Source organism: Pseudomonas fjordensis (assembly GCF_976987115.1).
Genome location: NZ_OZ336860.1, coordinates 4,142,002 through 4,168,248, shown reverse-complemented (window position 1 = coordinate 4,168,248; position 26,247 = coordinate 4,142,002). Strand labels below are relative to the sequence as shown.

The 26,247-nt window shown below is 61.1% G+C and carries 22 protein-coding genes; 8 read left to right on the top strand and 14 right to left on the bottom strand.

The annotated features are described in order from the left end of the window. Positions 1 to 166 precede the first annotated feature (166 nt). Entirely contained in the window at positions 167 to 1,387 is a 1,221-nt protein-coding gene (locus ACWHXD_RS18685; protein WP_003192321.1) for a putative DNA modification/repair radical SAM protein, read from the top strand. Next, entirely contained in the window at positions 1,384 to 2,265 is an 882-nt protein-coding gene (locus ACWHXD_RS18680; protein ID WP_138763073.1) for a TIGR03915 family putative DNA repair protein, read from the top strand. Before ACWHXD_RS18685 ends, ACWHXD_RS18680 begins: the two co-directional genes overlap by 4 nt. A gap of 519 nt (positions 2,266 to 2,784) precedes the next feature. Here the strand turns inward: ACWHXD_RS18680 and ACWHXD_RS18675 are convergent. From ACWHXD_RS18675 to ctlX, 7 genes are all read right to left on the bottom strand, one after another. Beyond that, positions 2,785 to 3,282 (bottom strand): Lrp/AsnC family transcriptional regulator, encoded by a 498-nt coding sequence (locus ACWHXD_RS18675; RefSeq protein ID WP_003192319.1) that lies wholly within the window; start codon positions 3,280 to 3,282, stop codon positions 2,785 to 2,787. A gap of 4 nt (positions 3,283 to 3,286) precedes the next feature. After that, positions 3,287 to 4,117 carry an ABC transporter ATP-binding protein gene (locus ACWHXD_RS18670; protein WP_238344584.1) on the bottom strand — a complete coding sequence of 277 codons (831 nt, stop codon included), beginning with the start codon at positions 4,115 to 4,117 and terminating at the stop codon, positions 3,287 to 3,289. Positions 4,118 to 4,120: 3 nt separating this feature from the next. Next, positions 4,121 to 4,834, bottom strand: coding sequence for an ABC transporter permease (locus ACWHXD_RS18665; RefSeq protein WP_014719024.1), 714 nt, complete (start codon positions 4,832 to 4,834; stop codon positions 4,121 to 4,123). Continuing rightward, on the bottom strand, positions 4,831 to 5,532 hold the full coding sequence (locus ACWHXD_RS18660; protein WP_098950918.1) for an ABC transporter permease: 702 nt from the start codon (positions 5,530 to 5,532) through the stop codon (positions 4,831 to 4,833). Before ACWHXD_RS18660 ends, ACWHXD_RS18665 begins: the two co-directional genes overlap by 4 nt. Before the next feature lie 142 nt (positions 5,533 to 5,674). Continuing rightward, on the bottom strand, positions 5,675 to 6,454 hold the full coding sequence (locus tag ACWHXD_RS18655) for an ABC transporter substrate-binding protein (RefSeq protein WP_098950919.1): 780 nt from the start codon (positions 6,452 to 6,454) through the stop codon (positions 5,675 to 5,677). A gap of 227 nt (positions 6,455 to 6,681) precedes the next feature. Further along, on the bottom strand, positions 6,682 to 7,728 hold the full coding sequence (gene ocd / locus ACWHXD_RS18650; protein WP_138763076.1) for an ornithine cyclodeaminase: 1,047 nt from the start codon (positions 7,726 to 7,728) through the stop codon (positions 6,682 to 6,684). Positions 7,729 to 7,739: 11 nt separating this feature from the next. Continuing rightward, on the bottom strand, positions 7,740 to 8,666 hold the full coding sequence (gene ctlX / locus ACWHXD_RS18645) for a citrulline utilization hydrolase CtlX (protein ID WP_057974965.1): 927 nt from the start codon (positions 8,664 to 8,666) through the stop codon (positions 7,740 to 7,742). A 281-nt stretch (positions 8,667 to 8,947) separates the two neighbouring features. On the opposite strand from ctlX, the gene ACWHXD_RS18640 reads away from it, so the two are divergent. After that, positions 8,948 to 9,841: a GNAT family acetyltransferase gene (locus tag ACWHXD_RS18640; RefSeq protein WP_499084406.1), complete on the top strand. Its 894-nt coding sequence runs from the start codon at positions 8,948 to 8,950 to the stop codon at positions 9,839 to 9,841. A gap of 136 nt (positions 9,842 to 9,977) precedes the next feature. Here ACWHXD_RS18640 and ACWHXD_RS18635 read toward each other — a convergent pair whose 3' ends face one another. Genes ACWHXD_RS18635 through ACWHXD_RS18610 form a run of 6 tightly spaced genes read right to left on the bottom strand, consistent with a single transcriptional unit; the run spans position 9,978 to position 16,136 of the window. After that, positions 9,978 to 10,997, bottom strand: a complete 1,020-nt coding sequence (locus tag ACWHXD_RS18635; protein WP_003192309.1) for a branched-chain amino acid aminotransferase — start codon at positions 10,995 to 10,997, stop codon at positions 9,978 to 9,980. Positions 10,998 to 11,015: 18 nt separating this feature from the next. Next, complete coding sequence (locus ACWHXD_RS18630) at positions 11,016 to 11,165, bottom strand: hypothetical protein (RefSeq protein WP_161952169.1); 150 nt, start codon at positions 11,163 to 11,165, stop codon at positions 11,016 to 11,018. Between the two features lie 25 nt (positions 11,166 to 11,190). Next, positions 11,191 to 12,570, bottom strand: a complete 1,380-nt coding sequence (lpdA, locus tag ACWHXD_RS18625; protein WP_138763078.1) for a dihydrolipoyl dehydrogenase — start codon at positions 12,568 to 12,570, stop codon at positions 11,191 to 11,193. Positions 12,571 to 12,574: 4 nt separating this feature from the next. After that, the gene (locus ACWHXD_RS18620) at positions 12,575 to 13,840 is read right to left on the bottom strand and encodes a dihydrolipoamide acetyltransferase family protein (protein WP_032896467.1); all 1,266 of its coding nucleotides are present in this window, start codon (positions 13,838 to 13,840) and stop codon (positions 12,575 to 12,577) included. Continuing rightward, positions 13,841 to 14,899 (bottom strand): alpha-ketoacid dehydrogenase subunit beta, encoded by a 1,059-nt coding sequence (locus ACWHXD_RS18615; protein WP_003192306.1) that lies wholly within the window; start codon positions 14,897 to 14,899, stop codon positions 13,841 to 13,843. A gap of 1 nt (position 14,900) precedes the next feature. Further along, positions 14,901 to 16,136 (bottom strand): 3-methyl-2-oxobutanoate dehydrogenase (2-methylpropanoyl-transferring) subunit alpha, encoded by a 1,236-nt coding sequence (locus tag ACWHXD_RS18610; RefSeq protein ID WP_032896469.1) that lies wholly within the window; start codon positions 16,134 to 16,136, stop codon positions 14,901 to 14,903. Between the two features lie 195 nt (positions 16,137 to 16,331). Here ACWHXD_RS18610 and bkdR point away from each other — a divergent pair, with 195 nt between their 5' ends. Continuing rightward, on the top strand, positions 16,332 to 16,820 hold the full coding sequence (gene bkdR / locus ACWHXD_RS18605; protein WP_003174877.1) for a Bkd operon transcriptional regulator BkdR: 489 nt from the start codon (positions 16,332 to 16,334) through the stop codon (positions 16,818 to 16,820). Positions 16,821 to 17,358: 538 nt separating this feature from the next. On the opposite strand, the gene ACWHXD_RS18600 is transcribed toward bkdR, so the two are convergent. Further along, a complete protein-coding gene (locus tag ACWHXD_RS18600) occupies positions 17,359 to 18,222 on the bottom strand; it encodes an MBL fold metallo-hydrolase (protein ID WP_138763079.1) in 864 nt (287 codons plus the stop codon). A 107-nt stretch (positions 18,223 to 18,329) separates the two neighbouring features. On the opposite strand from ACWHXD_RS18600, the gene ACWHXD_RS18595 reads away from it, so the two are divergent. The 4 genes from ACWHXD_RS18595 (at position 18,330) to ACWHXD_RS18580 (ending at position 26,179) form a co-directional block, all read left to right on the top strand. Then, positions 18,330 to 18,665, top strand: coding sequence for an ArsR/SmtB family transcription factor (locus ACWHXD_RS18595; protein WP_003174875.1), 336 nt, complete (start codon positions 18,330 to 18,332; stop codon positions 18,663 to 18,665). A gap of 51 nt (positions 18,666 to 18,716) precedes the next feature. Then, positions 18,717 to 19,961, top strand: coding sequence for an NAD(P)/FAD-dependent oxidoreductase (locus tag ACWHXD_RS18590; protein ID WP_138763080.1), 1,245 nt, complete (start codon positions 18,717 to 18,719; stop codon positions 19,959 to 19,961). Next, positions 19,962 to 20,768: a sulfite exporter TauE/SafE family protein gene (locus tag ACWHXD_RS18585; RefSeq protein WP_138763081.1), complete on the top strand. Its 807-nt coding sequence runs from the start codon at positions 19,962 to 19,964 to the stop codon at positions 20,766 to 20,768. Positions 20,769 to 20,905: 137 nt separating this feature from the next. Further along, positions 20,906 to 26,179 (top strand): SET domain-containing protein-lysine N-methyltransferase, encoded by a 5,274-nt coding sequence (locus ACWHXD_RS18580; protein WP_138763082.1) that lies wholly within the window; start codon positions 20,906 to 20,908, stop codon positions 26,177 to 26,179. Positions 26,180 to 26,247: the final 68 nt, after the last annotated feature.

Sequence of the window (26,247 nt, the reverse complement as noted above, 5' to 3'; positions counted from 1 at the left end):
CCTGTAGGAGCGAGCTTGCTCGCGAAGCACGTCAACGCTAACGCGCCTCTTCTGAATGAACGCGGCGCTCTCGCGTTCTTCGCGAGCAAGCTCGCTCCTACAGACGGCACTTGTGACAAGGTGTGGCTATTGGTACTGTACAAAAAACCAGTATCGGTAGCCCTCCATGCAGTTGATCGAAAAACTCAGCATCCTCGCCGACGCCGCCAAGTACGACGCGTCCTGCGCCAGCAGTGGCGCGCCCAAGCGCAGTTCCGAGGGCAAGGCGGGGCTGGGTTCCACCAATGGCATGGGCATCTGCCACAGTTACACGCCCGATGGCCGTTGCGTGTCGTTGCTCAAGGTGCTGCTCACCAACTTCTGCCTCTACGACTGCCAATACTGCGTCAACCGCCGCTCCAGCGACGTGCCCCGTGCGCGCTTCAGCCCGGAGGAGGTGGTCACCCTGACCCTGGATTTCTACAAGCGCAATTGCGTCAGCGGGCTGTTCCTCAGTTCCGGCATCATCCGTTCGTCGGACTACACCATGGAGCAATTGGTGCGGGTCGCCAAGCTGCTGCGCGAAGAGCATGACTTTCGCGGCTATATCCACCTCAAGACCATCCCCGATGCCGACCCGGCCCTGATCGCCGAGGCTGGCCGTTATGCCGATCGCCTCAGCGTGAATATCGAACTGCCCACCGACGCCAGCCTGCAAACCCTGGCGCCCGAGAAGCAGATCGGCTCGATCAAACAGGCCATGCAGACCATCTACACTGGCGAGCAGACGGTGCTCAACGAACCCCGCGCGCCACGTTTCGCCCCGGCCGGGCAAAGCACGCAGATGATTGTCGGCGCCGACGACACCGACGACAGCACCATCTTGCACGGTGCCGAGGCGTTGTACGGTAATTTCAAGTTGCGCCGAGTGTATTACTCAGCGTTCAGCCCCATCCCCAACAGCCCGAAAAGCGTACCCCTGGCCGCGCCGCCCTTGATGCGCGAGCACCGCTTGTACCAGGCGGACTTCCTGCTGCGCAGTTACGGTTTCCGCGCCAATGAGCTGTTCGCTGGCCCCGGTGACCTGGCACTGGATATCGACCCCAAACTGGCCTGGGCCCTGGAGCATCGCGAGGTGTTCCCCCTGGACCTGAACCGCGCCGAGCCCACCCTGATCGCACGTATCCCCGGCATCGGCTTGCGCACCACCCAGCGCCTGGTCGACCTGCGCCGTGAACGCAAGATCCGCTTCGAAGACCTGGCGCGCATGCGCTGCGTGTTGGCCAAGGCCAAGCCGTTTTTCATCACCAGCGACTACCACCCGCAACAGGCCGACAGCACCAGTGTGTTGCTGCGTGAACAACTGCGTGATCGACCGCAGCCGCAACAGATGGGGCTATGGGGATGATCAGCCTGGAATGCGACAACCTGTTCAGCACCTGGCGCGAACAGGCACGCTGGTTGCTCAGCCATCAGGTCGACCCTAGCCAGGTCAGCTGGGGCCAGATGCAGGCGGCGGACCTGTTCGCCACCGATGAACCGATCCCGCCAGGGTTGGGGCCGTTTCAGGCACGCATACCCAAGGCGCTGTTGCAATTACTGGAGTCCGCCGCCTGTTATCACGGTGATCAACGCTGGAGCCTGTTGTATGAAGTGCTGTGGCGGGTCAGCCATGGTGATCGCACGGCCATGCTCGCGGGTGACAAGCTTGGCAGCGAATTGCAGCGGCGCATCAAGCAAGTCAGCCGCGAAGCCCACCACTTGCATGCGTTTGTGCGCTTCATCGCACTGCCGGCCGAGGCTGGCCCGGAACTGCCGGAGTACGTGGCCTGGCATGAGCCGGCCCATGACATTCTCAAGAGCGCCAGCGAGCATTTCATCGGGCGCATGGGCCGCCATCGCTGGATGATCGCCACGCCCCTTGACGGGGTGTATTACGACGGCGAACAACTGATTCACCAGCGCCAGTGCCCCGAGGCCTGGCAGCAACTGGCACAGAATGTCGAAGACCCCCACAGCGCCATGTGGCTGACCTACTACAGCCACATCTTCAACCCGGCGCGGCTGAATCCCAAAGTGATGGAAGGGCATTTGCCCAGCCGCTTCTGGAAGAACTTGCCGGAGGGCAAGTTGATCCCGGGGCTGATCAGCGAAGCGCGTACGGGCAAGCAGAAGGATGGGCAGGCGAAGCTGGTGGGGGCCAAGCCAGGCAAAAGAATTGCAAACCCGGTCAATGTGGGAGCTGGCTTGCCTGCGATGGCGGTCGAGCAGTCAGAGGTGGGGTGACTGATGCACTGCTATCGCACATAGGTATCTACACAACGCTGTAGCGCCCAAAGGTAACCACGATGCGAAGCGAGCCGCTCTTGCTCTGCTTTTGATCTGCTTTTGATCTTGATCTTAGGCGCCCCGTCAAACCACGCTGGCCGGAATTCGACAGGGATTTGGGGGGTAAACCGGCAGGGATGCCGGTTTAGCCGCCCCGCGCCATGGATGGCGCGTGGCGGCGGCCCCCCAAATCACTGGCGGATTACGGGCACACCGAGCCTAGGCGAGGTGCCGAGTGGTGGGGCAAGAGCGTTTTGCTTACTTTTGCGCTGTTCAAAAGTGAGCCGCCGTCAGGGCGGAACCCTAAGTGGCCGTTACCGCAACAATGGATATGTACACAGTCCAGCTGGGTTGACTGTCAGGCCGCCTTCGCGAGCAAGCCCGCTCCCACAGTTTGATCGTGGTGGGTCAGATAGATAGGCGTCGGCTCTCAGGCCGTCATCGCAGGCAAGCCAGCTCCCACACAAACCAACTGGATCAGGCCAGTTCGGTCGCAGTGTTCTTGACCACCGCCAACTCCGGATGCGCCACCAACTTATCAATGTGCAACTCATCATTGTTCAACCAGGTCTCGGTCAGCACCCGGTAATGCTCCATGTCGCGGCAACGCATGCGCAGGCTGTAATCGAACGGCCCGCTGATCAACTGGCATTCGAACACCTGCGGGCAGGCTTTCACGCAGGCTTCGAAGGCCTTTTGCGCCGAGCGCCCGCTTTGGTTGGACAAGGCCACCAGCACCAGCAGTGACAGCCCCGGTGAGACCATCTGCACATCGATGATCGCCCCATACCCACGGATCACCCCGCGTCGCTCCAGCTTGCGCACCCGTTCCAGACAGGGCCTGGGGGTGAGGTGCACCAGCGACGAAAGCTTTTCGTAGGTGATACGCCCCTGATGCCTGAGTACGTCGATGATCGCTTCGTCGATGCGATCCAGCGTAGGGGAAGAATGGGGTCCGTTGGCCTTGGTATCCATGAGTTCACTTCAAACGGTTGGAAAGAAATTGCTGCAAGCGTTCGCTGGTGGGATGGTCGAGGATCTCGGCGCCGCCGTGTTCCTCGACTCGGCCCTGGTGCAGGAACAGCACTTGGCTGGACACCTGGCGGGCAAAGCCCATTTCGTGGGTGACCATCAGCATGGTACGACCTTCCTCGGCCAACGTCTGTATGACTTTTAGCACTTCTCCTACAAGCTCCGGGTCCAGGGCCGAGGTGGGTTCATCAAACAGGATAATCTCCGGTTCCATCGCCAGTGCCCGTGCAATCGCCACGCGCTGCTGCTGGCCGCCGGACAGGAACGCCGGGTATTGGTCCGCCACGCGGCTGGGCAGGCCGACCTTGTCCAGGTACAGCCGCGCACGTTTCTCGGCTTCGGCAGCGCTCACGTTCAGCACCCGGCGCGGGGCCATGGTGATGTTTTCCAGCACGGTCATGTGGCTCCACAGGTTGAAGTGCTGGAACACCATGGCCAGGCGCGTGCGCAGGTTTTGCAGTTGCGCCTGGTGCGGCGCGCGGGTGCCGGCGCGGCCTGGTTGCATTTCGATGCTGATGCCGTCCAGGGTGATCACCCCGGCGTCAGGCTGTTCCAGGAAGTTGATGCACCGCAGCATCGTGCTTTTGCCCGAGCCGCTGGCGCCGATCAGGCTGATCACATCGCCCTGGCGGGCATTGAGGGACACGCCCTTGAGCACTTCGTGTTCGCCGTAGCGTTTATGGATACCTTCGACTTGCAGCTTGATGGCCGCCGTGGCGGTTTTGCCGACGGGTACATCCAGCGAATAAGCGGCCAGGGCCTGCGCGGACTGATTCATGGGTTAGCCTCGGGTAGGAACAAGAAAACGCATCCAGCGACGTTCGGCCAGCCTGAACAGGCCCACCAGTGCAAAGGACAGCAGCATGTAGAGCAGGGCGGCGATGCCAAAGGCCTGGAAGGTCAGGAACGTCTCGGCATTCGCATCGCGGGCGACCTTGAGGATGTCGGCGACGGTGGCAGTGAACGCCAGCGACGTGGCGTGCAGCATCAGGATCATTTCATTGCTGTAGGCCGGCAGGGCGCGACGCAAGGCGGCGGGCACGATCACAAACAGGTTCAGCCGCCAGCCGTGCAGGCCATAGGCGCGTGCCGCTTCGATCTCGCCATGGGGGATGTTGCGGATCGCCCCGGCGAAGATTTCCACGGTGTAGGCGCAGGTGTTGAGCACAAACGCCAACAGCGTGCAGTTCAGTGCATTGCGGAAAAACTGGTTGAGCAGGGCGTTGTCCTGCACCACCTCCAGGCTGTACAACCCGGTGTAGCAAATCAGCAGTTGGATATACAGCGGCGTGCCACGGAACAGGTAGGTGTAGACCTCCACCGGCCAGCGCAGCCAGAAGTGCTCTGACACGCGTGCCAGCGCCAGGGGGATCGACAGGCCAAAGCCCAGCACCACCGAGATAATGAACAGCCACAAGGTCATGGCGACACCGGACAGGCCGCTGCCATCGCTGAACAGGTAGGCCAGGCCGTATTGCTGGAACAGTTCGATCATCGCGCCATCCCCTTGATGCCCAGGTTATAGCGCCGTTCCAGGCGCTTGAAGATGCGGTTGGAGAGTGTGGTAATCACCAGGTACACCAGGCCGGCGAGGATCAGGAAGTACAGCGGCTCGCTGGTGGACTTGCCGGCGTTCTGCGCGGCCTTGACCAGGTCTGACAGGCCGATGATCGACACCAGCGCCGTGGACTTGAGCAGCACCAGCCAGTTATTGCCCAGGCCCGGCAGGGCAAAGCGCATCAGTTGCGGGAACAGCACCAGCTGAAAGCGCTGCCAGCGGCTCAGGCCGTAGGCGGTGGCGGCTTCCAGTTGGCCCGCCGGCACGCTGAGGATCGCGCCCCGGAAGTTCTCGGTGAAATATGCGCCGTAGATAAACCCCAGGGTGATCACCCCGGCGGTAAACGGGTCGATTTCAACGTAGTTCCAGCCGAACGCTTCGGTCAGGTCGTTGAGCCACAGTTGCAGGCTGTAGAAGATCAGCAGGATCAGCACCAGGTCCGGCACGCTGCGGATCAACGTGGTGTAGAGCGTGGCCGGCACGCGCAGCCATTTTGCGCTGGAGAGTTTGGCGCCCGCGGCGACCAGGCCCAGGGTAAGGCTCAGGGCCAGGGCGAGGAACGCCAGCTTGAGCGTCATCCAGGCACCCTGGGCCAGCATGGGGCCGTAGCCTTGCAGGTTGAGGAGGTCGTTCATGGAAAGGAGATCTCTTTTTATGTAGGAGCGAGCTTGCTCGCGAAAAACTCAAGGGCGGCGCGTTCATGCTGGTTTAACGCGTTATCGTTGACGATTTTCGCGAGCAAGCTCGCTCCTACAGGGGGTTTTGCTAGCGCGGGTATTACTCGTTGTAGATGTCCTGATCGCCAAAGTATTTCTTCTGGATCTGGGCGTAGGTGCCATCGGCCTGGACGGCGGCGATGCCCTTGTTGATCAGCTCACGCAATGCCTGGTCGTTCTTGCGCATGCCCATGGCGATGTCCAGGGGCAGGGTCGGGTCCTTGAAGGCCGGGCCGGTCTTGAAGTCGGCGCCTTCGGGCTTGGACAGGAAGTTGAGCTGGGCTTCGAGCTTGTCCGTGAGGGTGGCGTCGAGGCGGCCGTTTTGCAGGTCGGCGTAGTTCTGTTCCTGGGACTGGTACGCCTTGATCTGTGCCCCGAGTTTGGCCAGGTGCGCGCGGGCATAGGCTTCCTGCAACGAGCCTTGCAGCACGCCAACTTGCTTGCCGTTAAGCGATTCGGGAGTATCACCGAAGGTGGCGTTTTTGCGGGTGATCACCGAGGTGGGGCTGAGGAACAGGCGGTCGGTGAAGTCTATGACTTTCTCGCGGGCCGGGGTCACGGCCATGGAAGACATGATCGCGTCGAACTTGCGCGCACGCAGTGCCGGGATCATGCCGTCGAATTCGTTGTGCACCCAGGTGCATTTCACTTCGAGTTTGGCGCAGATAGCGTTGCCCAATTCGATATCGAAACCTTGCAGGCTGCCGTCGGCGGCAACGGATTCGAAGGGCGGGTATTCGGGGAACACGCCAAACCGGATTTCTTTCCAGTCTTGGGCGTGGGCAGCAGTGGCGCACAGTGGCAACAGCAACGCAGCGAAGAGTGATCGCAGAGGAGTCATGTGTCGGTCCCTATATTTTGTAATTGATGTCAGGGGCAGTGAATAACTGGGAGCAGAGAATGCTTCATGATGGTGCGTTTTTTGTGTCGTTTACCCCCTGCGCAAAGCGCAAATTGCGCTGTTAAAACAAGCAATGCAGCGGAATCGGCTGCGGCACCGGCAAAATCGGCTTTAAGCCCATCAAAATCTGGCCTGCCCTGGGCGCAAAGCGGCAGGCCAGAGCGGTTTCAGGCGCGCTTTTTGTGCTGTACAACCGGTTGCTGGGCCAGGCGTGCAAACAGGTCTTTCGGGTCGGCCAGGTCTGGCACCAGTTCCAGCTCACTGCCCACATCCAGCGCCTTGGCCACGTCCAGTACGTAGCGCAGGGCCGAGTAGTCTTCGATGGCAAAACCCACCGAGTCGAACAGGGTGATTTGGCGGTCATTCTCGCGGCCGGGCTGTTGGCCATTGATCACTTGCCACAGCTCGGTGACCGGCGAATCTTCGGGCATCTGCTGGATTTCGCCTTCGATGCGGCTTTGCGGTTCGTACTCGACGATCACCCGGGCGCGCTCGACGATACGGCGGTCCAGCTCGGTCTTGCCCGGGCAGTCACCGCCCACGGCATTGAGGTGCATGCCCGGCTCGATCATCTCGTCAGTCAGGATGGTGGCGTAGGCCTTGTCCGCAGTCACAGTGGTAACAATGTCCGCGCCTTTGACCGCCTCGGCGACGCTGGCGGCCAGGATCACCTTGATCGCCGGGAACGCCTTGAGGTTGGCGGCGAGCTTGGCGGTGGCCTGGGGGTCGATGTCGAACAGGCGGATTTCAGTAATGCCAAGCATGGCGTGGAAGGCCAGGGCCTGGAACTCGCTCTGGCAGCCGTTGCCGATCAGCGCCATGCTGCGGCTGTTGGCGCGGGCCAGGTAGCGGGCGACCAGGGCCGAGGTGGCAGCGGTGCGGATCGCGGTGGTGAGGGTCATTTCCGCCAGCAGCACCGGTTTGCCGGTGTCGACGTCGCCCAAGGCACCGAACGCCATCACGGTGAGCATGCCGGCCAGGGTGTTTTTCGGGTGGCCGTTGACGTATTTGAAGGCGTACAGCGAGGCGTCGGATACCGGCATCAGCTCAATCACGCCATCCGGTGAGTGGTTGGCCAGGCGCGCGCATTTCTCGAACTCCTGCCAGCGTAGGTAGTCGGCGCGAATGTAGTCGGCCATCTCGGTGATGCAGGTTTGCAGGCCTTTTTGCGAAACCAGGTAGCTGAGGTCGTTGACGTCGATATAACGGGTCATGGCAAGACTCCTTATTGAAATGAGGGACGGGCCGGAAGATGCACTTCGGCCAGCATGCAGCGGGCACTGCCGCCGCCGATGCGTTCGATGTTGTCGATATTCACCACCACTGGCCGCGTATGGCGCTCCACGTGCTGGCGCTGCGCCGGATGCAGGGCGCCCCAGGCGCTGGCGGACATCACCAGCAACGGCTGGCCGTCCCGGTCGTGGACCTCCAGCATGTTGCCGGCGAAGGCTTCCAGCTGGTCGAAGTCCAGGCTGAGGATGTCCTTGCCGGTGTCACGCAGGGAGCGTTCCAGGGCCAGGCGCTCGCTGTCGTCGGGCAGGGCTTGCAGGCACACCACCGCGAGGTCGCGGCCAACGCTCATCATCACGTTGCTGTGGTAGATGGGGGCCTGGTGGCGGTCCAGGGCGTGGAACACGCAGAGTTGGTAGTCGAGGCGTTCAGCAAACTGGCGCAGCGCCGCGTGGTGGGTGCGCCCCGAATGGCAGGCGTAGCTGATGCGGTGCTGGCGGTCGAGCACCATGCTGCCGGTGCCTTCCAGGAAGATGTTCTGTTGTTCCAGGTGGCTGAGGTCGATGGTGGTGTTGATCGCAAAGCGTTGCTCCAGGACTTGCAGCACGCCCTTGTTGCGCTCCAGTCGGCGGTTCTGGCCCTCCATGGGGTACAGCACCAGGCTGCCGTCGGCATGGCTGCTCCACCAGTTGTTAGGGAAGATCGAGTCGGGCGTGTGGGGCGCCGGCGTGTCCTGCACCACCAGTACCTCCACGCCGTGCTGGCGCAGGGTGTCGACATAACCGTCGAACTCCTCCAGCGCTTTGTGCTGTGCACTGAGCGGGTCCAGCGGCGGGCGTTGGAAACGGTTGTTGATCGCGGTATCCGGGTTGAAGGCAAAGCGCGCCGGGCGGATCATCAGGACGGTGTTGGTGGTTTGCATGGGGGCACGGGTCCGTTGGGGATCTTGTGCCGCTATTTTGTCCGTTGTGGGGAAAGGATCCCGGCTGAAACAGCGGGGTGGCTCAGCCAAGAAAGCTGAAAACGGGAGTGGCGCAGCCGAATCGGCTGCCAAGTTGAAATGCAATCAAACTGTGGGAGCTGGCTTGCCTGCGATAGCGGTGTGTCAGCCCCATTTATCTGGCTGACACACCGCTATCGCAGGCAAGCCAGCTCCCACATTGGTATTGTGGTGATTGTTATCGCTGTCAGCCAGGAGGAACCATGTCTACCGCTGTTCGCCTTGCCCAACCTTCAGATGCCGAGGGCATTAGCCAGGTCATCCTGGCCGCCTTGCACAGCAGCAATGCGCAGGACTACCCGGCGGATGTGATTGCTCGAGTGGCACGTAACTTTACACCCGACGCCGTGCTGGAACTGCTCAAGCGCCGTGTGGTGTTAGTGGCAACTCAGGCTCAACTGATCGTCGCTACGGCGGCGCTTGATGGCAATGTGGTGCGCTCGGTGTTCGTCAACCCGGCGCTGCAAGGGCAGGGCATCGGCCGGTTATTGATGATCGAGATCGAACTGCGCGCCCGTGAAGCCGGCGTGACGGTCTTGAGCGTGCCGTCCTCGCTGACGGCGCAAGCCTTCTACGCCAAGCTGGGCTTTCACAACGTGCGTGACGTGTACCACGGCAACGAGCGCACGTTGGTGATGGAAAAGGTGCTGTTGTCCCGGCACCCCATCGGGCCGTATCGCGACCGTGAGCATCGTGCCCAAGTGATTGAGTTATGGCAGCAGGCGTTTGGCTATGACACGGCCCATAACCTGCCGAGCCTGGCGATTGATAAGAAACTGGCGGTCAATGACGGGTTGTTCTTTGTTGCCACCGACAACAAAGCTGTGATCGGTACCATCCTCGCCGGCTATGACGGCCATCGTGGCTGGTTGTATTCGGTGGCGGTACATGCCGACTATCGGCGCCATGGCCTGGGATCGTCGCTGGTGCGCTATGCCGAACAGGCGTTGACGGCGCTGGGTTGCATGAAGATCAACCTGCAGATCACCGGCGGCAATGACGTGGTGGTGGGGTTTTATGAGGCGCTGGGGTATGGGGTGGAGCCGAGGATCAGTATGGGCAAGAAGATTGCCGAGAATATTGCGCCACGCTCTTGAAGGCGCAGAAACCAGTGTGGGAGCTGGCTTGCCTGCGATAGCGGTGTGTCTGTGGCCAATATGCTGGCTGACAGATCGCTATCGCAGGCAAGCCAGCTCCCACAGGGTTTTGTGGTGTAGCTGGCTTTTGTGGCTATCAGACCTTGACGATCCAACCCGCTGGCGCTTCCACGTCACCGGTCTGTACACCGGTCAGCTCTTTGTAGAGCTTCTGGGTGATCGGGCCCACTTCGGTCTCGCTGTGGAACACGTGCAGCTTGCCGTTGTACTGGATGCCACCGATAGGCGAGATCACGGCAGCGGTACCGCAGGCGCCGGCTTCCTTGAATTGGTCCAGCTTGTCGATGAACACTTCGCCTTCTACCACTTCCAGGCCCAGGCGGGTCTGGGCCAATTCGATCAGCGACAGGCGGGTGATGCCTGGCAATACCGAAGGCGACTTCGGTGTGATGAACTGGTTGTCGTGGGTGATCCCGAAGAAGTTGGCCGAGCCGACTTCTTCGATTTTCGAGTGGGTCATCGGGTCCAGGTAGATCGCGTCGGCGAAGCCGGATTTCTTCGCTTCTGAACCTGGCATCAGGCTGGCGGCGTAGTTGCCACCAACCTTGGCGGCACCGGTGCCTTGCGGCGCGGCGCGGTCGTAGCCGGAGATCTGGAAGTTGTGCGGCACCAGGCCGCCCTTGAAGTAGGCACCGACCGGGATGCAGAACACCGAGAAGATGAATTCCGGCGCGGTACGCACGCCGATGTTGTCACCGGTGCCGATCACGAACGGGCGCAGGTACAGCGCGCCGCCACTGCCGTACGGCGGGATGAAGCGCTCGTTGGCCTTGACCACTTGTTTGCACGCGTCGATGAACGCGTCGGTCGGCACTTGTGGCATCAGCAGGCGGCCACAGCTGCGCTGCATGCGGGCGGCGTTCTGGTCCGGGCGGAACAGGTTGATCGAACCGTCCTTGCAACGGTAGGCCTTCAGGCCCTCGAAGCATTGCTGGCCATAATGCAGGGCAGTGGAGCCCTCGCTGATGTGCAGCACATTGTCGTCGGTCAGGGTGCCTGCTTGCCATTCGCCGTTTTTCCAGACCTGGAGAAACCGCTTGTCGGTCTTGATGTAGTCAAAACCCAGCTTGTCCCAATTGATGCTCTCGTTACCCATGACACCCTCTATCTCTGGTCAAGTCGGATTTTTTTCTGGATGGGCGAACAATACTGCATTCACAGGGCTGTTCGCATCCCCTGTAGGAGCGAGCTTGCTCGCGAAGAACGCAAAGGCGCCGCGTTTAATCTGCTGGCCCGCGTTATCGTTGGCGATTTTCGCGAGCAAGCTCGCTCCTACAGGGGTTGTGTTTTTACAGGTGCAACGCGTGGCCCAACGCCCGCAGCGCGGCTTCCTGCACCGCTTCACCCAGGGTCGGGTGGGCATGGATGGTGCCGGCCACGTCTTCCAGGCGCGCGCCCATTTCCAGGCTCAGGCCGAACGCGGTCGACAGCTCGGATACCCCAGCCCCCACGGCTTGCCAGCCCACAATCAGGTGATTGTCACGCCGCGCCACCACCCGCACGAAGCCGGCTTTGGACTCCAGCGTCATGGCCCGGCCATTGGCGGCGAACGGGAAGCTCGACACGATGCAGTCCAGGCCGGCAGCTTTGGCCTCGTCCGGGGTCTGGCCGACCACCACCAGTTCCGGGTCGGTAAAGCACACCGCGGGTATTGCCGCCGGGTTGAATTCGCGGGCTTTGCCGCTGATCAGTTCGGCAACCATTTCGCCCTGGGCCATGGCCCGGTGCGCCAGCATCGGCTCGCCACTGAGGTCACCGATGGCGTACACGTTGCGCATGCTGGTCTGGCAGCGGCTGTCGATCTTGATCGCCGCACCGTTCATATCCAAGTTCAGCGCTTCGAGGTTCCAGCCATGGGTGTTGGGTTTGCGCCCTACGGCTACCAGCACCTGGTCGGTGTCCAGTGCCAAGGTGTCGCCGCTGGGCGCACGCACTTGCAGTTTGCCGTCGGTAAAACCGGTGACGCTGTGTTCCAGGTACAGCTTCACGCCGAGTTTCTTCAGGGATTCAGCCACCGGCAGGGTCAGTTCGGCGTCGTAGGCCGGCAGGATGTGGGCCTGAGCCTCGACCACACTGACCTCGACACCGAGCTTGCGGTAGGCGATACCCAGCTCCAGGCCGATATAACCACCGCCCACCACGATCAGGCGCTTGGGCACGTGTGTCGGTGCCAGGGCTTCGGTGGAGGAGATGATCGGCCCGCCAATCGGCAGCATCGGCAGGTTGACGCTCTTCGAGCCGGTGGCCAGCAGCAGGTGTTCGCACTGGATGCGCTGCTCGCCCACCTCGACGGTCTTGCCGTCGATGACCTTGGCCCAGCCATGGATCACCTGCACCTTGTGTTTTTTCAGCAGGGCGGCGACGCCGGTGGTGAGGCGGTCGACGATGCCGTCTTTCCATTCCACGCTCTTGCGGATGTCCAGGGTCGGCACATCCACTTCAATGCCCAGCTGCGAGCCCTGGCTATGGTGCACGGTTTGCTGGAACTGCTCGGCCACATGAATCAGCGCCTTGGAGGGAATGCAGCCGATGTTCAGGCAGGTGCCGCCCAGTGCCTGGCCTTCCACCAGGATGGTCGGGATGCCCAACTGGCCTGCGCGAATCGCCGCCACATAACCGCCAGGGCCGCCGCCGATAATCAGCAGCGTGGTATGCAATGTCTGAGTCATGCCCTTACTCCAGGAACAGGCTGGCGGGTTGTTCGAGCAGGCCGCGAATGGCCTGGATGAATTGCGCCGCGTCCATGCCATCGACCACGCGGTGATCGAAGGAGCTGGAGAGGTTCATCATCTTGCGCACCACGATCTGGCCCTTGATCACCATCGGCCGCTCAACAATGCGGTTGACGCCGACGATGGCCACTTCCGGCAGGTTCAGCACCGGCGTGCTGACGATGCCGCCCAGAGCGCCAAGGCTGGTCAGGGTGATGCTCGAACCGGACAGCTCTTCACGGCTGGCCTTGCCTGTACGTGCGGCATTGGCCAAACGTGCGATTTCTTCGGCAGTGCCCCACAGGCTGCGAGCTTCGGCGTGGCGCACCACCGGCACCATCAGGCCCACGTCGCTCTGGGTGGCGACGCCCACGTGCACGGCGCCGAGGCGCGTGATGACTTGGGCTTCGTCGTCGTAACGGGCGTTGATCTGCGGGAAGTCGCGCAAGGCGACAACCATGGCCCGCACGATAAACGGCAGCAGGGTCAGCTTGCCGCGTGTCGCACCGTGCTTCTCGTTGAGGTGCACGCGCAACTCGTCGAGGGCGGTGACGTCGATCTCTTCCACGTAGCTGAAATGCGCGGCGCGGCGGGTGGCGTCCTGCATGCGCTGGGCGATCTTGCGGCGCATGCCGATCACCGGGATCTGGTGTTCGTCAGTACGCTCGGCATACGGGTTGGCGGCGCTGGCACCCGTTGCCGGGTCCTGGCGCAAGTAAGCCTCCAGGTCTTCATGCAGAATCCGCCCCGCAGGCCCGGTGCCCTGCACCAGGCGCAGTTGAATCCCGGCATCCAGCGCGTGTTTGCGCACGGCAGGCGAGGCCAATGGGCGTTCGCTGGCTTCACGGGCCACGGGGGCTTGCGGTGCTTTCACTACTGCTGCGGGCTTGCTTTCTACCGGCGCTTGTACCGGTTTGGCTTCTGCCACAGGCGGGGCGACCTTCGCAGGTTCGGCAACCACCGGCACATCCTTGGTATTGCCTGCGCCTTCCACTTCAATGCTGATCAAAATACTGCCCACTGCCATGACCTCACCCGGCTCACCGCCCAGAGAAATCACCTTGCCATGGACCGGCGACGGAATATCCACCATCGCCTTGTCGGTCATTACGTCCGCCAGCACCTGGTCTTCAACCACCAGGTCGCCGACCTTTACATGCCATACCGACAATTCAACTTCCGCGATGCCTTCGCCAATGTCCGGCATCTTGATAACGTGCGTGCCCATTCAGACCTCCATGACCCGTTTCAACGCCGCGCCCACTCGGGACGGCCCTGGGAAATACGCCCACTCCTGCGCGTGCGGGTAGGGGGTGTCCCAACCGGTGACGCGTTCGATCGGCGCTTCCAGGTGGTGGAAGCAATGCTCTTGCACCAGCGAGACCAACTCGGCACCAAAGCCGCAGGTGCGCGTGGCTTCATGCACCACCACGCAACGGCCGGTCTTTTTCACCGACTTGACGATGGTCTCCAGGTCCAGCGGCCACAGGCTGCGCAGGTCGATGACCTCGGCGTCGATGCCGCTTTCTTCAGCGGCGACTTGCGACACATACACGGTGGTGCCGTAGGTCAGCACGGTCACAGCCGAGCCTGGACGCACGATGGCGGCCACGTCCAGAGGCACGGTGTAGTAACCGTCCGGCACCTGGGCTTGGGGGTGTTTGGACCACGGCGTTACTGGGCGGTCGTGGTGGCCGTCGAACGGGCCGTTATACAGGCGCTTGGGCTCGAGGAAGATCACCGGGTCATCGTTCTCGATGGAGGCAATCAGCAGGCCCTTGGCGTCATAGGGGTTGGACGGCATCACCGTGCGCAGGCCGCAAACCTGGGTGAACACCGCTTCGATACTCTGGCTGTGGGTCTGGCCGCCATAGATACCGCCGCCGCAGGGCATGCGCATGGTCAGTGGTGCGGTGAATTGACCGGCCGAACGATAACGCAGGCGCGCCGCCTCGGAAATGATCTGGTCGGTGGCGGGGTAGACGTAGTCGGCGAACTGGATTTCCGCCACCGGGCGCAAACCATAGGCGCCCATGCCCACGGCCACACCGACGATGCCGCTTTCCGAGATGGGCGCGTCAAACACCCGCGAGCTGCCGTACTTGGTCTGCAAGCCTTCGGTACAACGGAACACGCCGCCGAAGTAGCCGACGTCCTGGCCGAACACCACCACGTTGTCGTCACGCTCAAGCATCACATCCATGGCCGAGCGCAGGGCCTGGATCATGGTCATGGTGGTGGTGGTCATGGCGGTTTCCAGTTCAATACTGTTGTTGTGGTCGTTCATGTCACACCCCCAGCTCTTGACGCTGGCGCTTCAAGTGCTCCGGCATCTCTTTATAGACATCCTCGAACATGGTCGCGGCGCTTGGAATCTGGCCACCGGCCAGGGTGCCGTACTGTTCGGCTTCCTTCTGCGCCTTGACCACTTCGGTTTCAAGTTCGGCACTGACCGCCGCGTGTTCCTCTTCGGACCACTGGCCAATCTTGATCAGGTGCTGCTTGAGGCGGGCAATCGGGTCGCCCAGGGGGAAGTGGCTCCAGTCGTCGGCGGGGCGATACTTGGACGGGTCATCGGAGGTGGAGTGCGGGCCGGCGCGGTAGGTGACCCATTCGATCAGGGTGGGCCCCAGGTTGCGGCGCGCACGCTCGGCAGCCCAGGCCGAGGCCGCATACACGGCGATAAAGTCGTTGCCGTCCACGCGCAGGGAAGCGATGCCGCACCCCACGCCGCGTCCGGCGAAGGTGGTGGCTTCACCGCCAGCGATGGCCTGGAAGGTGGAAATTGCCCACTGGTTGTTGACCACGTTGAGGATCACCGGCGCGCGGTACACGTGGGCGAAGGTGAGGGCGGTGTGGAAGTCCGATTCAGCAGTGGCGCCGTCACCGATCCAGGCCGAGGCGATCTTGGTATCGCCCTTGATGGCGGAGGCCATGCCCCAGCCCACGCCCTGGACGAATTGGGTGGCAAGGTTGCCGGAAATGGTGAAGAAACCCGCCTCCTTGACCGAATACATGATTGGCAACTGGCGGCCTTTGAGCGGGTCGCGCTCGTTGGACAGCAGTTGGCAGATCAGGTCTACCAGCGGCACCTCGCGGGCCATCAGGATGCTTTGCTGGCGATAGGTGGGGAAGCACATGTCGTCGATGTTCAAGGCCAGGGCCTGGGCGCTGCCGATGGCTTCTTCGCCAAGGCTTTGCATGTAGAACGACATTTTTTTCTGACGCTGGGCGACCACCATGCGGTTGTCGAAGATGCGCGTCTTGAGCATGGCGCGCATGCCGCGGCGCATGATCTCGGTGGAGACACCCTCGGCCCACGGCCCGAGCGCCTGGCCCTGGTCGTCGAGCACGCGGATCAGGCCCTTGGCCAGGTCGGCGGTGTCGGCCGGCTCTACGTCGATGGCGGGTTTGCGTACCAGGCCGGCGTCGGTCAAACGCAGGTAGGTAAAATCGGTCTTGCAGCCTGGGCGGCCCGAGGGTTCGGGAACGTGCAGGCGCAGCGGTGCATACGGCTGGGTCATGGCTTTCTACGCTCTATCTTGTGAATTTCTTGTAGTGGGCGCGCTAGCTGACAGTCAGTCTTCGGGTAGAAGAAATCTTGCCCTACAACAATCATAGGCGTGGCGTAGAAGAATATTTATCTCTGTTTCATTGCGTCGCCGGCCATTTGCGGATAAAAAAACTGCATAAACATAATAAGCAGGTGATTTTGTCTCATGCGCAAACTGGACCGTACCGATATCGGCATTCTCAACGCCTTGCAGGAGAATGCGCGGATCACCAATGCCGACCTGGCCCGCTCGGTCAACCTGTCGCCCACGCCGTGTTTCAACCGGGTCAAGGCGATGGAAGAACTGGGGTTGATTCGGGAGCAGGTCACGCTGCTGGACGCTGATTTACTGGGGCTGCACGTGAATGTGTTTATCCATGTAAGCCTGGAGAAACAGAACGAGCTGGCGCTGCAGCAATTTGAAGGGGCGATTTCGGACCGGCCGGAGGTGATGGAGTGTTACCTGATGGCGGGTGACCCGGACTATTTGATCCGCGTGTTGGTGCCCACGATTCAGTCGCTGGAGCGTTTCATGATGGATTTTTTGACCAAGGTGCCGGGGGTGGCGAACATTCGCTCCAGCTTTGCCTTGAAGCAGGTGCGCTACAAAACGGCGTTGCCGTTGCCAGCCAACGGCATCAGTCTGGGTTCCTGATTCAATACGGGGCAAAATGTGGGGCTTGCCTGCGTGCCAGCCGACGTCAATCTACCTGACACTCCACGATCCAACTGTGGGAGCTGGCTTGCCTGCGATGACGGCCTGCCAGCCGACACCTATGTACCTGACACCCCCGCAATCCAACTGTGGGAGCGGGCTTGCTCGCGAAGGCGGCTTAACAGTCAACACGGTTGGATTGTGTACATATCCATTGCTGCGGTAACGGCCACTTAGGGTTCCGCTCTGACAGCGGGTCACTTTTGGAAGGACCCAAAAGTAACCAAAAGGTCCTCGCCCCACCACTCGGCACCTCGCTTAGGCTCGGTGTGCCCGTAATCCGCCAGTGACTTGGGGGGCCGCCGCCACGCGCCATCCATGGCGCGGGGCGGCTAAACCGGCATCCCTGCCGGTTTACCCCCCAAATCCCTGTCGAATTCCGGCCAGCGTGGTTTGACGGGGCGCCTAAGATCAAAAGCAGAGCAAGAGCGACTCGCTTCGCATCGTGGTTACCGTTGATCGCTACAACGCTGTGCTTCTAGAGTTGGTTGAGGGGGATTTTCAGGTAGGTCACGCCGTTCTCTTCTGCCGGCGGCATATTTCCCGCTCGCACATTCACCTGTATCGCCGGCAGCAACAACGTCGGCATGCCCAATCCAGCATCGCGCTGGGTGCGCATCTCTACAAACTCCGCTTCATCCACGCCGTCATGCACATGGATATTGCTCGCCCGCTGTTCCGCCACGGTGGTCTGGCACTTCGCCTCTCGACCTTCGGGTGGGTAGTCATGACATACGTACAGCTTGGTGTCTGAAGGGAACGCCAGCAGCTTGCGCATCGACGCGTACAACTGCCGTGCGTCACCACCAGGGAAGTCGCAACGGGCGGTGCCGACGTCGGGCATGAACAGGGTGTCGCCCACCAGGATCAAGCGGCCGTCGATCAGATAGGCCATGTCGGCGGGGGTGTGTCCGGGCACGTGCAGTGCCTGGGCCTGCAAGTTGCCGATGTGAAAGATTTCATCCGGCGCAAACAGGTGATCGAACTGCGAGCCGTCCACGCGAAATTCCGGCTCCAGGTTGAACAGGTTCTTGAACACACCCTGCACCTTGCTGATGGATTCGCCGATCGCGATCTTGCCGCCCAAAGTGCGGCGCAGGTAGGGCGCGGCGGACAGGTGGTCAGCATGGGCGTGGGTTTCCAGCAGCCACTGCACGTGCAGGCCATGCTCTCGCACAAAGGCAATCACCTTGTCGGCCTGGACGGTGTCGGTGCGCCCGGACGCCGGGTCGTAATTGAGCACCGAGTCGACAATGGCGCAAGGGCCGCCATCGGCTTCATAGACGATGTAGGTGTAGGTCGACGATGCGTCATCCAGAAAGGCTTGAATCAACGCTGGCATGGCGGCCGCCTCTGTTAGGAAAAAGTGCTGAAGAAAAAAGTGGTTACAATCAGTTTACGTTTACACATAATGTTTTGAGCTTAAGTGACATAAAGGACCCGAGGCAAATGGAATCTACGTTGAGTGAGGGCGAGGTCGCCCAGTTGCGTGCGTCGGCGTCCAAGGCCTGTGCCTTGCTCAAGGCCCTGGCCAATGAAGACCGCTTGTTGATCCTGTGCCAGTTGACCCAAGGCGAGCGCAACGTCGGCGAGCTGGAAGCCTTGACCGGCGTACGCCAGCCCACCCTGTCACAACAGTTGGGCATCTTGCGCGATGAAGGGTTGGTCGCCACCCGTCGGGAAGGCAAATACATTTTTTACGGGCTGGCCAGCCACGAAGTGATTCAAGTGATGAAGACCCTGTCCGGGCTGTATTGCGGCGCGGTCATAAAAAGCTGGGCGTGACGCCATCCGGCAGCGACCCTTGTGTGCATTGACTCAAAAAGGCAGTAGACAATGACCGAACAACACTGGGGACCCACCATCAGTGGCGATATCGTAGTCATCGGCGGCGGCTCGGCAGGCATCGGCCTGCTGGCCAGCCTGCTCAAGCGCGACCCGCACCTGAACATCACCCTGATCGAACCTAGCGACTACCACTGCTACCAGCCGGCCTGGACCCTCGTCGGCGGCGGCGCCTATGACCTGCAAAAGACCCGCCGGCCCCTGGCCGATGTGCTACCCAATGGCGTCAGCTGGGTGCAGGCCGCCGTCAGCGAAGTGCTGCCCGATGAAAACACCCTGGTGCTCGACAGTGGCCAGCGCGTCACCTGGAAGAACCTCATCGTCTGCCCCGGTCTGCGCCTGGCCTGGGAAAGAATCGAAGGCCTGCAAGACACCCTCGGCCAACACGGTGTCACCTCCAACTACAGCTATGAACACGCCGCGTACACCTGGCAGTTGGTGCAGCAGCTCAAGGGCGGCAAGGCGTTGTTCACCCAGCCGGCCATGCCGATCAAATGCGCCGGCGCGCCGCAAAAAGCCATGTACCTGTCCTGCGACCACTGGCTCAAGCAGGGCAACCTCAAACACATCGACGTCGAATTCAACCTGGCCGGTGCCGCGTTGTTTGGTGTGCCGACCTTTGTGCCGCCCTTGATGAAGTACGTGGAAAAATACAACGCGCGCCTGGCGTTCAATTCCAACCTGGTGAAAGTCGATGGCCCGGCGCGCAAAGCCTGGTTTGAAGTCAAGGACGCCGAAGGCAACGCGACGGTCGAAGAGAAAACCTTCGACATGCTCCACGTCGTACCGCCGCAGGTCGCCCCGGATTTTATCCGCGAAAGCCTGCTCGCCGATGCCGCCGGCTGGTGCGAAGTGAACCCCCACAGCCTGCAGCACCTGCGCTACCCGCACGTCTTTGGCCTGGGCGATGTATGCGGCACCACCAACGCCAAGACGGCGGCAGCGGTGCGCAAGCAAATCGTGGTGGTGGCCGAAAACCTGTTGGCCCTGCGCAAGCAGGCGCCATTGCCGCTCAAGTACGACGGCTACGGTTCCTGCCCACTGACGGTGGAGAAGGGCAAGGTGGTGCTGGCCGAGTTCGGCTACGGCGGCAAGTTGCTGCCGACTTTTCCTCTCGATCCAACTCGGGCACGCCGTTCGATGTGGTTCCTCAAGGCCACACTGCTGCCGTGGTTCTACTGGAACGGCATGCTCAAGGGCCGCGAGTGGCTGACCCGCCTGAGCAAGGTGGACTGAATGCTGCTCGCCAGTCTGTTAGGGGTATTGATGGGCCTGGTCATGGGCCTGACCGGCGCGGGCGGCGGCATCCTCGGGGTGCCGGCGCTGGTGCTGGGGCTGGGCTTGACCATGACCCAGGCCGCGCCCGTGTCATTGCTCGCGGTGGGTGCGGCGGCAGCGGTCGGGGCCATCGATGGTTTACGCCATGGCCTGGTGCGTTACCGCGCGGCACTACTGATCGCCTTGCTCGGTGCACTGTTTTCGCCGTTGGGCGTGTTCGTCGCCCACCAACTCTCGGAACCGGTGCTGATGGGCCTGTTCAGCGCGCTGATGGTGCTGGTGGCCTGGCGCATGCTGCAACGGGAAAAGCGCGAAGCCGGGCCGAGTGACCATGGCGCGGCGTCGTGGGGCCAGAAGAATTGCATGCTCAACCAGCAGACCGGGCGCCTGGCCTGGACCGCCAAATGCAGCGCCACCCTCGCAGCGTTGGGCTCGGTGACCGGCGCCGTGTCGGGTTTGCTGGGCGTGGGCGGCGGCTTCCTGATCGTGCCAGCGTTCAAGCAACTGACCGACGTACAGATGCGTGGGATCGTCGCCACTTCCTTGATGGTGGTCAGCCTGCTGTCGCTGATCGGCGTGGCCGGTGCGTTTCATGCGGGCGTGAGCATCGAGCCGGTGGGCTGGGTGTTTATTGGCGCGAGTGTCGTCGGCATGTTAGCGGGACGGCGGTTGTGTTCGGTGATTCCCGCGCGGGTGTTGCAAGTGGGGTTCGCCAGCTTGTGTGGGGTGGTGGCGATTGGGATGCTAGCCAGCGCGTTGCTCTGACGCTGCCCCTGTGGGCTGTCACGAAATCTTGTACTTGGTCAGGAACCTCCTCATTGAGCGCTGACACTCAGTGAACGGCCGTAAGCGCAGAAACGCGCTTTTGCCTGGATGATTCTTCGACTTTGCACAGGCGCTTTATGACAATTACTGCAGCACATACGCATTTTTCGCTTCCCTTGCCAGCAGCTGAAAAACGGCCATCGCTCGTGGCCGATGACCTTGAACCGTCGAAAACGCCCCAGCGTCCCAGCCAGAATTTGCCATTACCCAACAGTCCTGCCTTCACACTGGGCCATTTGGGCGGGGCATTATCCTGGCCAATTCCCTTGAGTGCAGACGAGCAGCGGCGCTTGCGTCTTGTGACGATGAATTACGCACACCCTCTGGGCGACCAGCCGTTGGTGATTGAAACCAAAGGTGGCGTACTGGAGTTCCTGCGGTATCGCCAGCCACTGCCGGCAGAAGGGGGGAACGACCCGGCCAAAATACTCGAAGCGCTGGTCAATTCCCCGCAAGGGCAACGGATGGGCAACGCGCTGCAGCAAACAATGCAGGGCATTGACAGCGAAAGCAGCGCGAGCGATTACCTACTGGCCGCTATCGCACTGCAGATGGACCCTGAGTCGATCACCGCACCCGATTGCAATAGCGTCGCCGGGTTTGATCTGGACAGTGAAACGCATGGGGGGCACCACGCAGCCACGGTGGTGGCCGGCTTGGCCGAACATTTGAGTCGTACTGGCAAAACCAGCGCTGCACTGGCAAATGTCGGCGCGTACCTGTTGCTTGCCAAGTCGGCGCCGCAGTTTCTGATCAAAGACATTCCTGCGACGGTGAAAGTTGGCAGCCAGGCATGGGCCAGCCTGGCGATTGCTGCGATGACGATTGAGGCGCAGAAGCCGGGCAAAGTCTCAGGCATGACGTTTGCCCAGGTCATGAGCGAGGCGCAAGAAGCGCGGCGGGTTGATCCAGGAGTTACCCAAGCGGCAGAGGCGGTGGCGTTGCTGGACTGGGCCGTGGCCAGTGGCGTGCTCACAAAAAGACAGAATGACGACTATCCGCCCGCGCAACTTGAATCGGCAAGGGCCGCATTCAACGCGCAGCTGGACACCCGGCTCGCTGCCTCCCATGCATTGGATAAGGCGTTGCCCACGCGAAAAGAGATCGCCCTGACCAAGCTCAAGGAGCGATTTGGCGACCTTGGCGCGTTTTTCGAAGAAAAAGTATTTGCTGTCGATCAGCACTACGTGAAGATTGAAGGGGGAGGGATTTCGCTCTTGGATGTCGCCATGGACGACTGGCGGGAGTCCCGGCCTTTCAAGGCGCACGAACCCAGCAGCTCACTCAAGGGCAACGACCTGCAAAGGGTACTGACGGGTTTGAACGCCAACCGGCAATTTGGCGTGCCGGCAGAATTCGAACGGCAGTTCAGCCGTGCAATCGAGGAAAAAAAGGCCGCCGTCAATACAACGGTCAGGCACATGATCTCGCAACTGCCCTTACCGGATCGAAAGCATTTCGAGTTTGGAAAAGTCAGTTTTTTCCAGGAAGGCTCATACGTCATGGATGGGCATTTCAATAATACGTATGGTCAAAATAAACCGGGGCTGCTGGTCAAAACCGAGCTGCAAGGCACGTCGCACGCCTACGTCATCGACTTCAATAAAGGCACGATTGAAAGGGCGAGCCTTTACGATGCCAGGAACAAGGAGGACAGGAACGGCAACAGGGTTTCGACGACCAAAACACTCATCCCCAGTCATAAAGCCGATGAGCTGGGGCGTGAGCGACCGTTGAATAACTCACCCTGGGATAGCTTTACCAGCGCTCGATCCCATGCGATCGGCACGGCCTTCGTGGAACATCTGAAACTCGATGATCCGGCCATCAAGCAGCAAGCCCGCGGGCAGACCGCCCGGGACACGGCGAATGAGCAGTTGAGCGAGTTTTTGTTGAACCTGATCCCGTTCAGGTCCGCCATCGTCAATTTTCAGAACGGTCAGTACGGCGCAGGCACATTCGATCTCTTGCTGGACGTCTTCGGCTTTCTGACCACCGGCGCCGCCACCGCCGGAAAACTGCTGAAGGTCGGGCGCTCTGCACTGTCCACCGGCACCAAGGCATTGCGGGCGGCGAAGGCCATCGGTGTGGCGGCCATCGAGGTGCTCAACCCCGTGGGCGGGGTGGGTGATTTGCCGCGGTTGGTGGCCAGCGGTGGTCTTTATGTGCTGTCCAAAGGCGTCAAGGCCGTCAACACGCTCAGGGGCGGCACGGGCAGTTACGACGTGTTGAAAAGCATCAGCAAACAGTATGACGCTGCCGCAACCGGCACCCTCAAGGTGGCGGGCCAGACGGTGGAGGGGGCTGCGGTACTCAAGGGTGGCAAGTGGTATTCATTCGATGCCGACACGATGCGGCCTTATGGTAGCCCGCTCGAAGAGTTCAAGGCCGCGACACAGGCTGTCGCCGGTGAGGTGGACACTGGGCACCTCGATGAGCTGAGCGAGCTGAGCCATGAGCTGTTCGGGCACTTCAAAGTGCCAGACAGCAAAATCGCCGGGCTTTCACGCAACAGTCAAGGTGTGTATGTGGGTGCCGATGGGCACGTGTCGCACATACGCCATACCGACAGCCAGGGTGAAACCGCGGTGTACGAGGTGCGGCAGGTCTCCCGAACGGAGGACGGCGCTGTGCAGGCGCGGATCTATCACAACAACCGGCAGACCGAGTTGCTGGTCCAGCATGTGCAGGGTGACGAATGGCAACGCCTGGGGGCGCCCGGTGGCGGGCAGATCACTGCTGAACACCTGAAGGCCTGGGAAGCGTTGTCACCTGCGGAAAAGGCAAGCCTGACTCGCAAGGGCTTTGCCAAAAACAATAGCCTGCCCCAGAAAACCTTTGAGTTTTTTGTAAAGCCTGACGGTCAGTTGAGTGATAGCGGTGTGGTCGTGCGTGACCGCCCCTCCAACGCATTCACCGATAGGGTGACCGAAACACATGTGCGTGATTGGCAAAACATGACACAAGCACAGCGTGACGAAATGACCCAGGACGGATTTGCCCTTCTGCATAACCTTCGCCCCGGCACGTTCAAAACCTATGTGCGCAAGGACGGCATCCTGATGAGCAGAGGGGAAACGTTGGGCAAAGCCTCCATTCGCACCAAAAACAACCAGCTTACCGATGAGCATTTACGTCAGTGGGATGAGCTTTTCAGGCAACCAGGCAACTCATTGACCGCAGCGCAGTTCGTGAGCCAGCACGGGCTCAGCCAGCGTAGCTGGGCGCAATACGTCAACGCGGATGGGTCGTTGAAGGGGGCTGGCACGCAGCGTCTGGAACGTGCCCGGCAAAACGCCGAGCGGGCGTCCGCTACTCAGGCTCCGCCCCCCATGGCTGATCATTTGCGCGCTTGGCAGGCGTTGTCATTGGAGCAGCAGCAAAGCCTTACCCCCGCAGGCTTTGCCCGGCAGCAACATCTCCACCCCAAAGTGTTCAAGCGCTATGTAAAACCAGATGGCCAGTTGACCGCTACCGGCGTGGCGGTGCGCGACCGTGCACCTAATACGCCATTTTATGCCGTGACTGAAACCCATATCCGTGATTGGCAAGACATGCCACAGACGGAGCGTGACGAAATGACTCTCGAGGGGTTTTCCGAGCTTTATCACGTTAATCCAGGCTCATTCAAAACCCATGTGCGGCGAGACGGTACATTGGGGCCGGTCGGTCGGGAACTGATGGACAGGGTGGCCGGTGTTGCCCCTAACAGGATTACCGACGACCACCTTCGCCAGTGGAAAGCCTATTTCGAGGACCCCAATAACGCGGTCACGCAGGCGCAGTTCACGAGCGAGAACAGAATCCATCCAGCCACTTGGAGAGACTGGATCAACGTTGATGGTTCCTTGAAAAAGACCGCCAGCGAACGTCTTGAGCGCGCCGCACTGGGCCCGATCGCCCATGTTCCGAGGGCGCCCATGGAGTTGATCACGGCTGGGCATTTGCGCGAGTGGGAGGCTTTGCCGCCTGCGCAGCAACGGAGCCTTACACGCAGGGGCTTTGCTCGCCAGAAACACATATCCCCGAGAACCTTTGAGTATTACGTGCAGCCTGACGGCAAACTGAGCCCTGCCGGCGTGACGGTGCGCGACCGCTCTTCCAATATGGCGGCGGGTAGGGTGACCGAAACGCATATCGATAGGTGGCAAAAGATGACACAGCAGGCGCGTGACACCATGACCATGGAGGGGTTCGCCGCTCAGCATAACCTGAGTGTGCATTCGTTCAGAGCGTATGTGCGCACTGATGGTGGCCTGTCGGCGGCCGGCGAAGCCCTGATGAAGCATGCAACCGATGGCTCCTATTGCAAGATCACCGGTGAACTTTTGCGTCAGTGGCAAGCACTTGCCGAGCGCGCAGATAACGCTGTCACACAGGCGCAATTCGTGCAGCAGCACAGGCTTAGCCCAGACCTTTGGGGTAAGTACGTGAGAGTGGACGGCTCGTTTACAGCGATCGCCTCGCAACGTCTCGGACGGTTACAGCAAGGCACTGGGCCGCGCCCGGTTCCTGAGCAACCGGTTACGAATACCCCACGAAAACGCCCCGCATCAGAGCCCTTGGACTCGCCCCAAGCAAAGGTCGGCGCCGGCACAACGCAAGGCCTGGAGGCCCCAGCCCCCTCTTCGACAGTCCAGCCCGTGGTGATCAAGGTTGAACCCAGCGACTTCCCGACATTACCTCCTCATCAAATCGACAACACGCTGCCGATTCTTCAGGACCCGGTGAACCCCAGAATCAGCTTGACCCAATCACTTGAAGGCCCGATCGAGGACATCCGCATCTCGTACTGGAACGGCGTGCTCGATGGGCTTGATAGCCCGACCAAGGCGAGGGTTTCAGCACAGATCAAGGCGTCGATCAAAGACTGGCTGCGCACCGAAGGCCAGCATCAGGCCCGATTTGATGATGCCCTGGAGGTGGTCACGCCGCTGGACGATGGGGGGCCGGCTCGCGGCGCTTCGGTATGGGCGCGGCGCGACATCCCCCAATATGAAGTGCTTGGCCCTTATGCAGGCAAATACCATGCAGATGAAGCGTCACTGTTCGAGGAGCAGCGCAAGCAAGGTTCGCGGGCTGTAATGACTTACCTGTTCGGTACGCGCTCGGGTACGCGGACGGTGAGCGGCCTGCACACAGGCAACACCCTGAGCCTGATCAATACCTCGCAACTGGGCGAGGGGCCTGCGTGGATGTCCAACAATGTCGTGTCCATCGCGGTCGGGAAAAACCTGACGTTCTATGTGGCGTTCAAGGACATCAAGAAAGGCGAGGAGTTACTGCTGGACTATGGCCCGTTCTATAAGCCGGTGCCTGATATAGCGATCAAGCCGGACCCTGATCGCTGAGCTCAAGCGCTGGGCATATAGCCCGAACGATGGGGCAAGGCAAATGATCCCTGACAGTGGACCCCATT

Coding starts and splice junctions, on each gene's coding strand:
- ACWHXD_RS18685 (WP_003192321.1), top strand. CDS start 167: ATGCAGTTGATCGAAAAACTCAGCATCCTCGCCGACGCCGCCAAGTAC.
- ACWHXD_RS18680 (WP_138763073.1), top strand. CDS start 1,384: ATGATCAGCCTGGAATGCGACAACCTGTTCAGCACCTGGCGCGAACAG.
- ACWHXD_RS18675 (WP_003192319.1), bottom strand. CDS start 3,282: ATGGATACCAAGGCCAACGGACCCCATTCTTCCCCTACGCTGGATCGC.
- ACWHXD_RS18670 (WP_238344584.1), bottom strand. CDS start 4,117: ATGAATCAGTCCGCGCAGGCCCTGGCCGCTTATTCGCTGGATGTACCC.
- ACWHXD_RS18665 (WP_014719024.1), bottom strand. CDS start 4,834: ATGATCGAACTGTTCCAGCAATACGGCCTGGCCTACCTGTTCAGCGAT.
- ACWHXD_RS18660 (WP_098950918.1), bottom strand. CDS start 5,532: ATGAACGACCTCCTCAACCTGCAAGGCTACGGCCCCATGCTGGCCCAG.
- ACWHXD_RS18655 (WP_098950919.1), bottom strand. CDS start 6,454: ATGACTCCTCTGCGATCACTCTTCGCTGCGTTGCTGTTGCCACTGTGC.
- ocd (WP_138763076.1), bottom strand. CDS start 7,728: ATGACCCGTTATATCGACGTCAACGACCTCAGCTACCTGGTTTCGCAA.
- ctlX (WP_057974965.1), bottom strand. CDS start 8,666: ATGCAAACCACCAACACCGTCCTGATGATCCGCCCGGCGCGCTTTGCC.
- ACWHXD_RS18640 (WP_499084406.1), top strand. CDS start 8,948: ATGTCTACCGCTGTTCGCCTTGCCCAACCTTCAGATGCCGAGGGCATT.
- ACWHXD_RS18635 (WP_003192309.1), bottom strand. CDS start 10,997: ATGGGTAACGAGAGCATCAATTGGGACAAGCTGGGTTTTGACTACATC.
- lpdA (WP_138763078.1), bottom strand. CDS start 12,570: ATGACTCAGACATTGCATACCACGCTGCTGATTATCGGCGGCGGCCCT.
- ACWHXD_RS18620 (WP_032896467.1), bottom strand. CDS start 13,840: ATGGGCACGCACGTTATCAAGATGCCGGACATTGGCGAAGGCATCGCG.
- ACWHXD_RS18615 (WP_003192306.1), bottom strand. CDS start 14,899: ATGAACGACCACAACAACAGTATTGAACTGGAAACCGCCATGACCACC.
- ACWHXD_RS18610 (WP_032896469.1), bottom strand. CDS start 16,136: ATGACCCAGCCGTATGCACCGCTGCGCCTGCACGTTCCCGAACCCTCG.
- bkdR (WP_003174877.1), top strand. CDS start 16,332: ATGCGCAAACTGGACCGTACCGATATCGGCATTCTCAACGCCTTGCAG.
- ACWHXD_RS18600 (WP_138763079.1), bottom strand. CDS start 18,222: ATGCCAGCGTTGATTCAAGCCTTTCTGGATGACGCATCGTCGACCTAC.
- ACWHXD_RS18595 (WP_003174875.1), top strand. CDS start 18,330: ATGGAATCTACGTTGAGTGAGGGCGAGGTCGCCCAGTTGCGTGCGTCG.
- ACWHXD_RS18590 (WP_138763080.1), top strand. CDS start 18,717: ATGACCGAACAACACTGGGGACCCACCATCAGTGGCGATATCGTAGTC.
- ACWHXD_RS18585 (WP_138763081.1), top strand. CDS start 19,962: ATGCTGCTCGCCAGTCTGTTAGGGGTATTGATGGGCCTGGTCATGGGC.
- ACWHXD_RS18580 (WP_138763082.1), top strand. CDS start 20,906: ATGACAATTACTGCAGCACATACGCATTTTTCGCTTCCCTTGCCAGCA.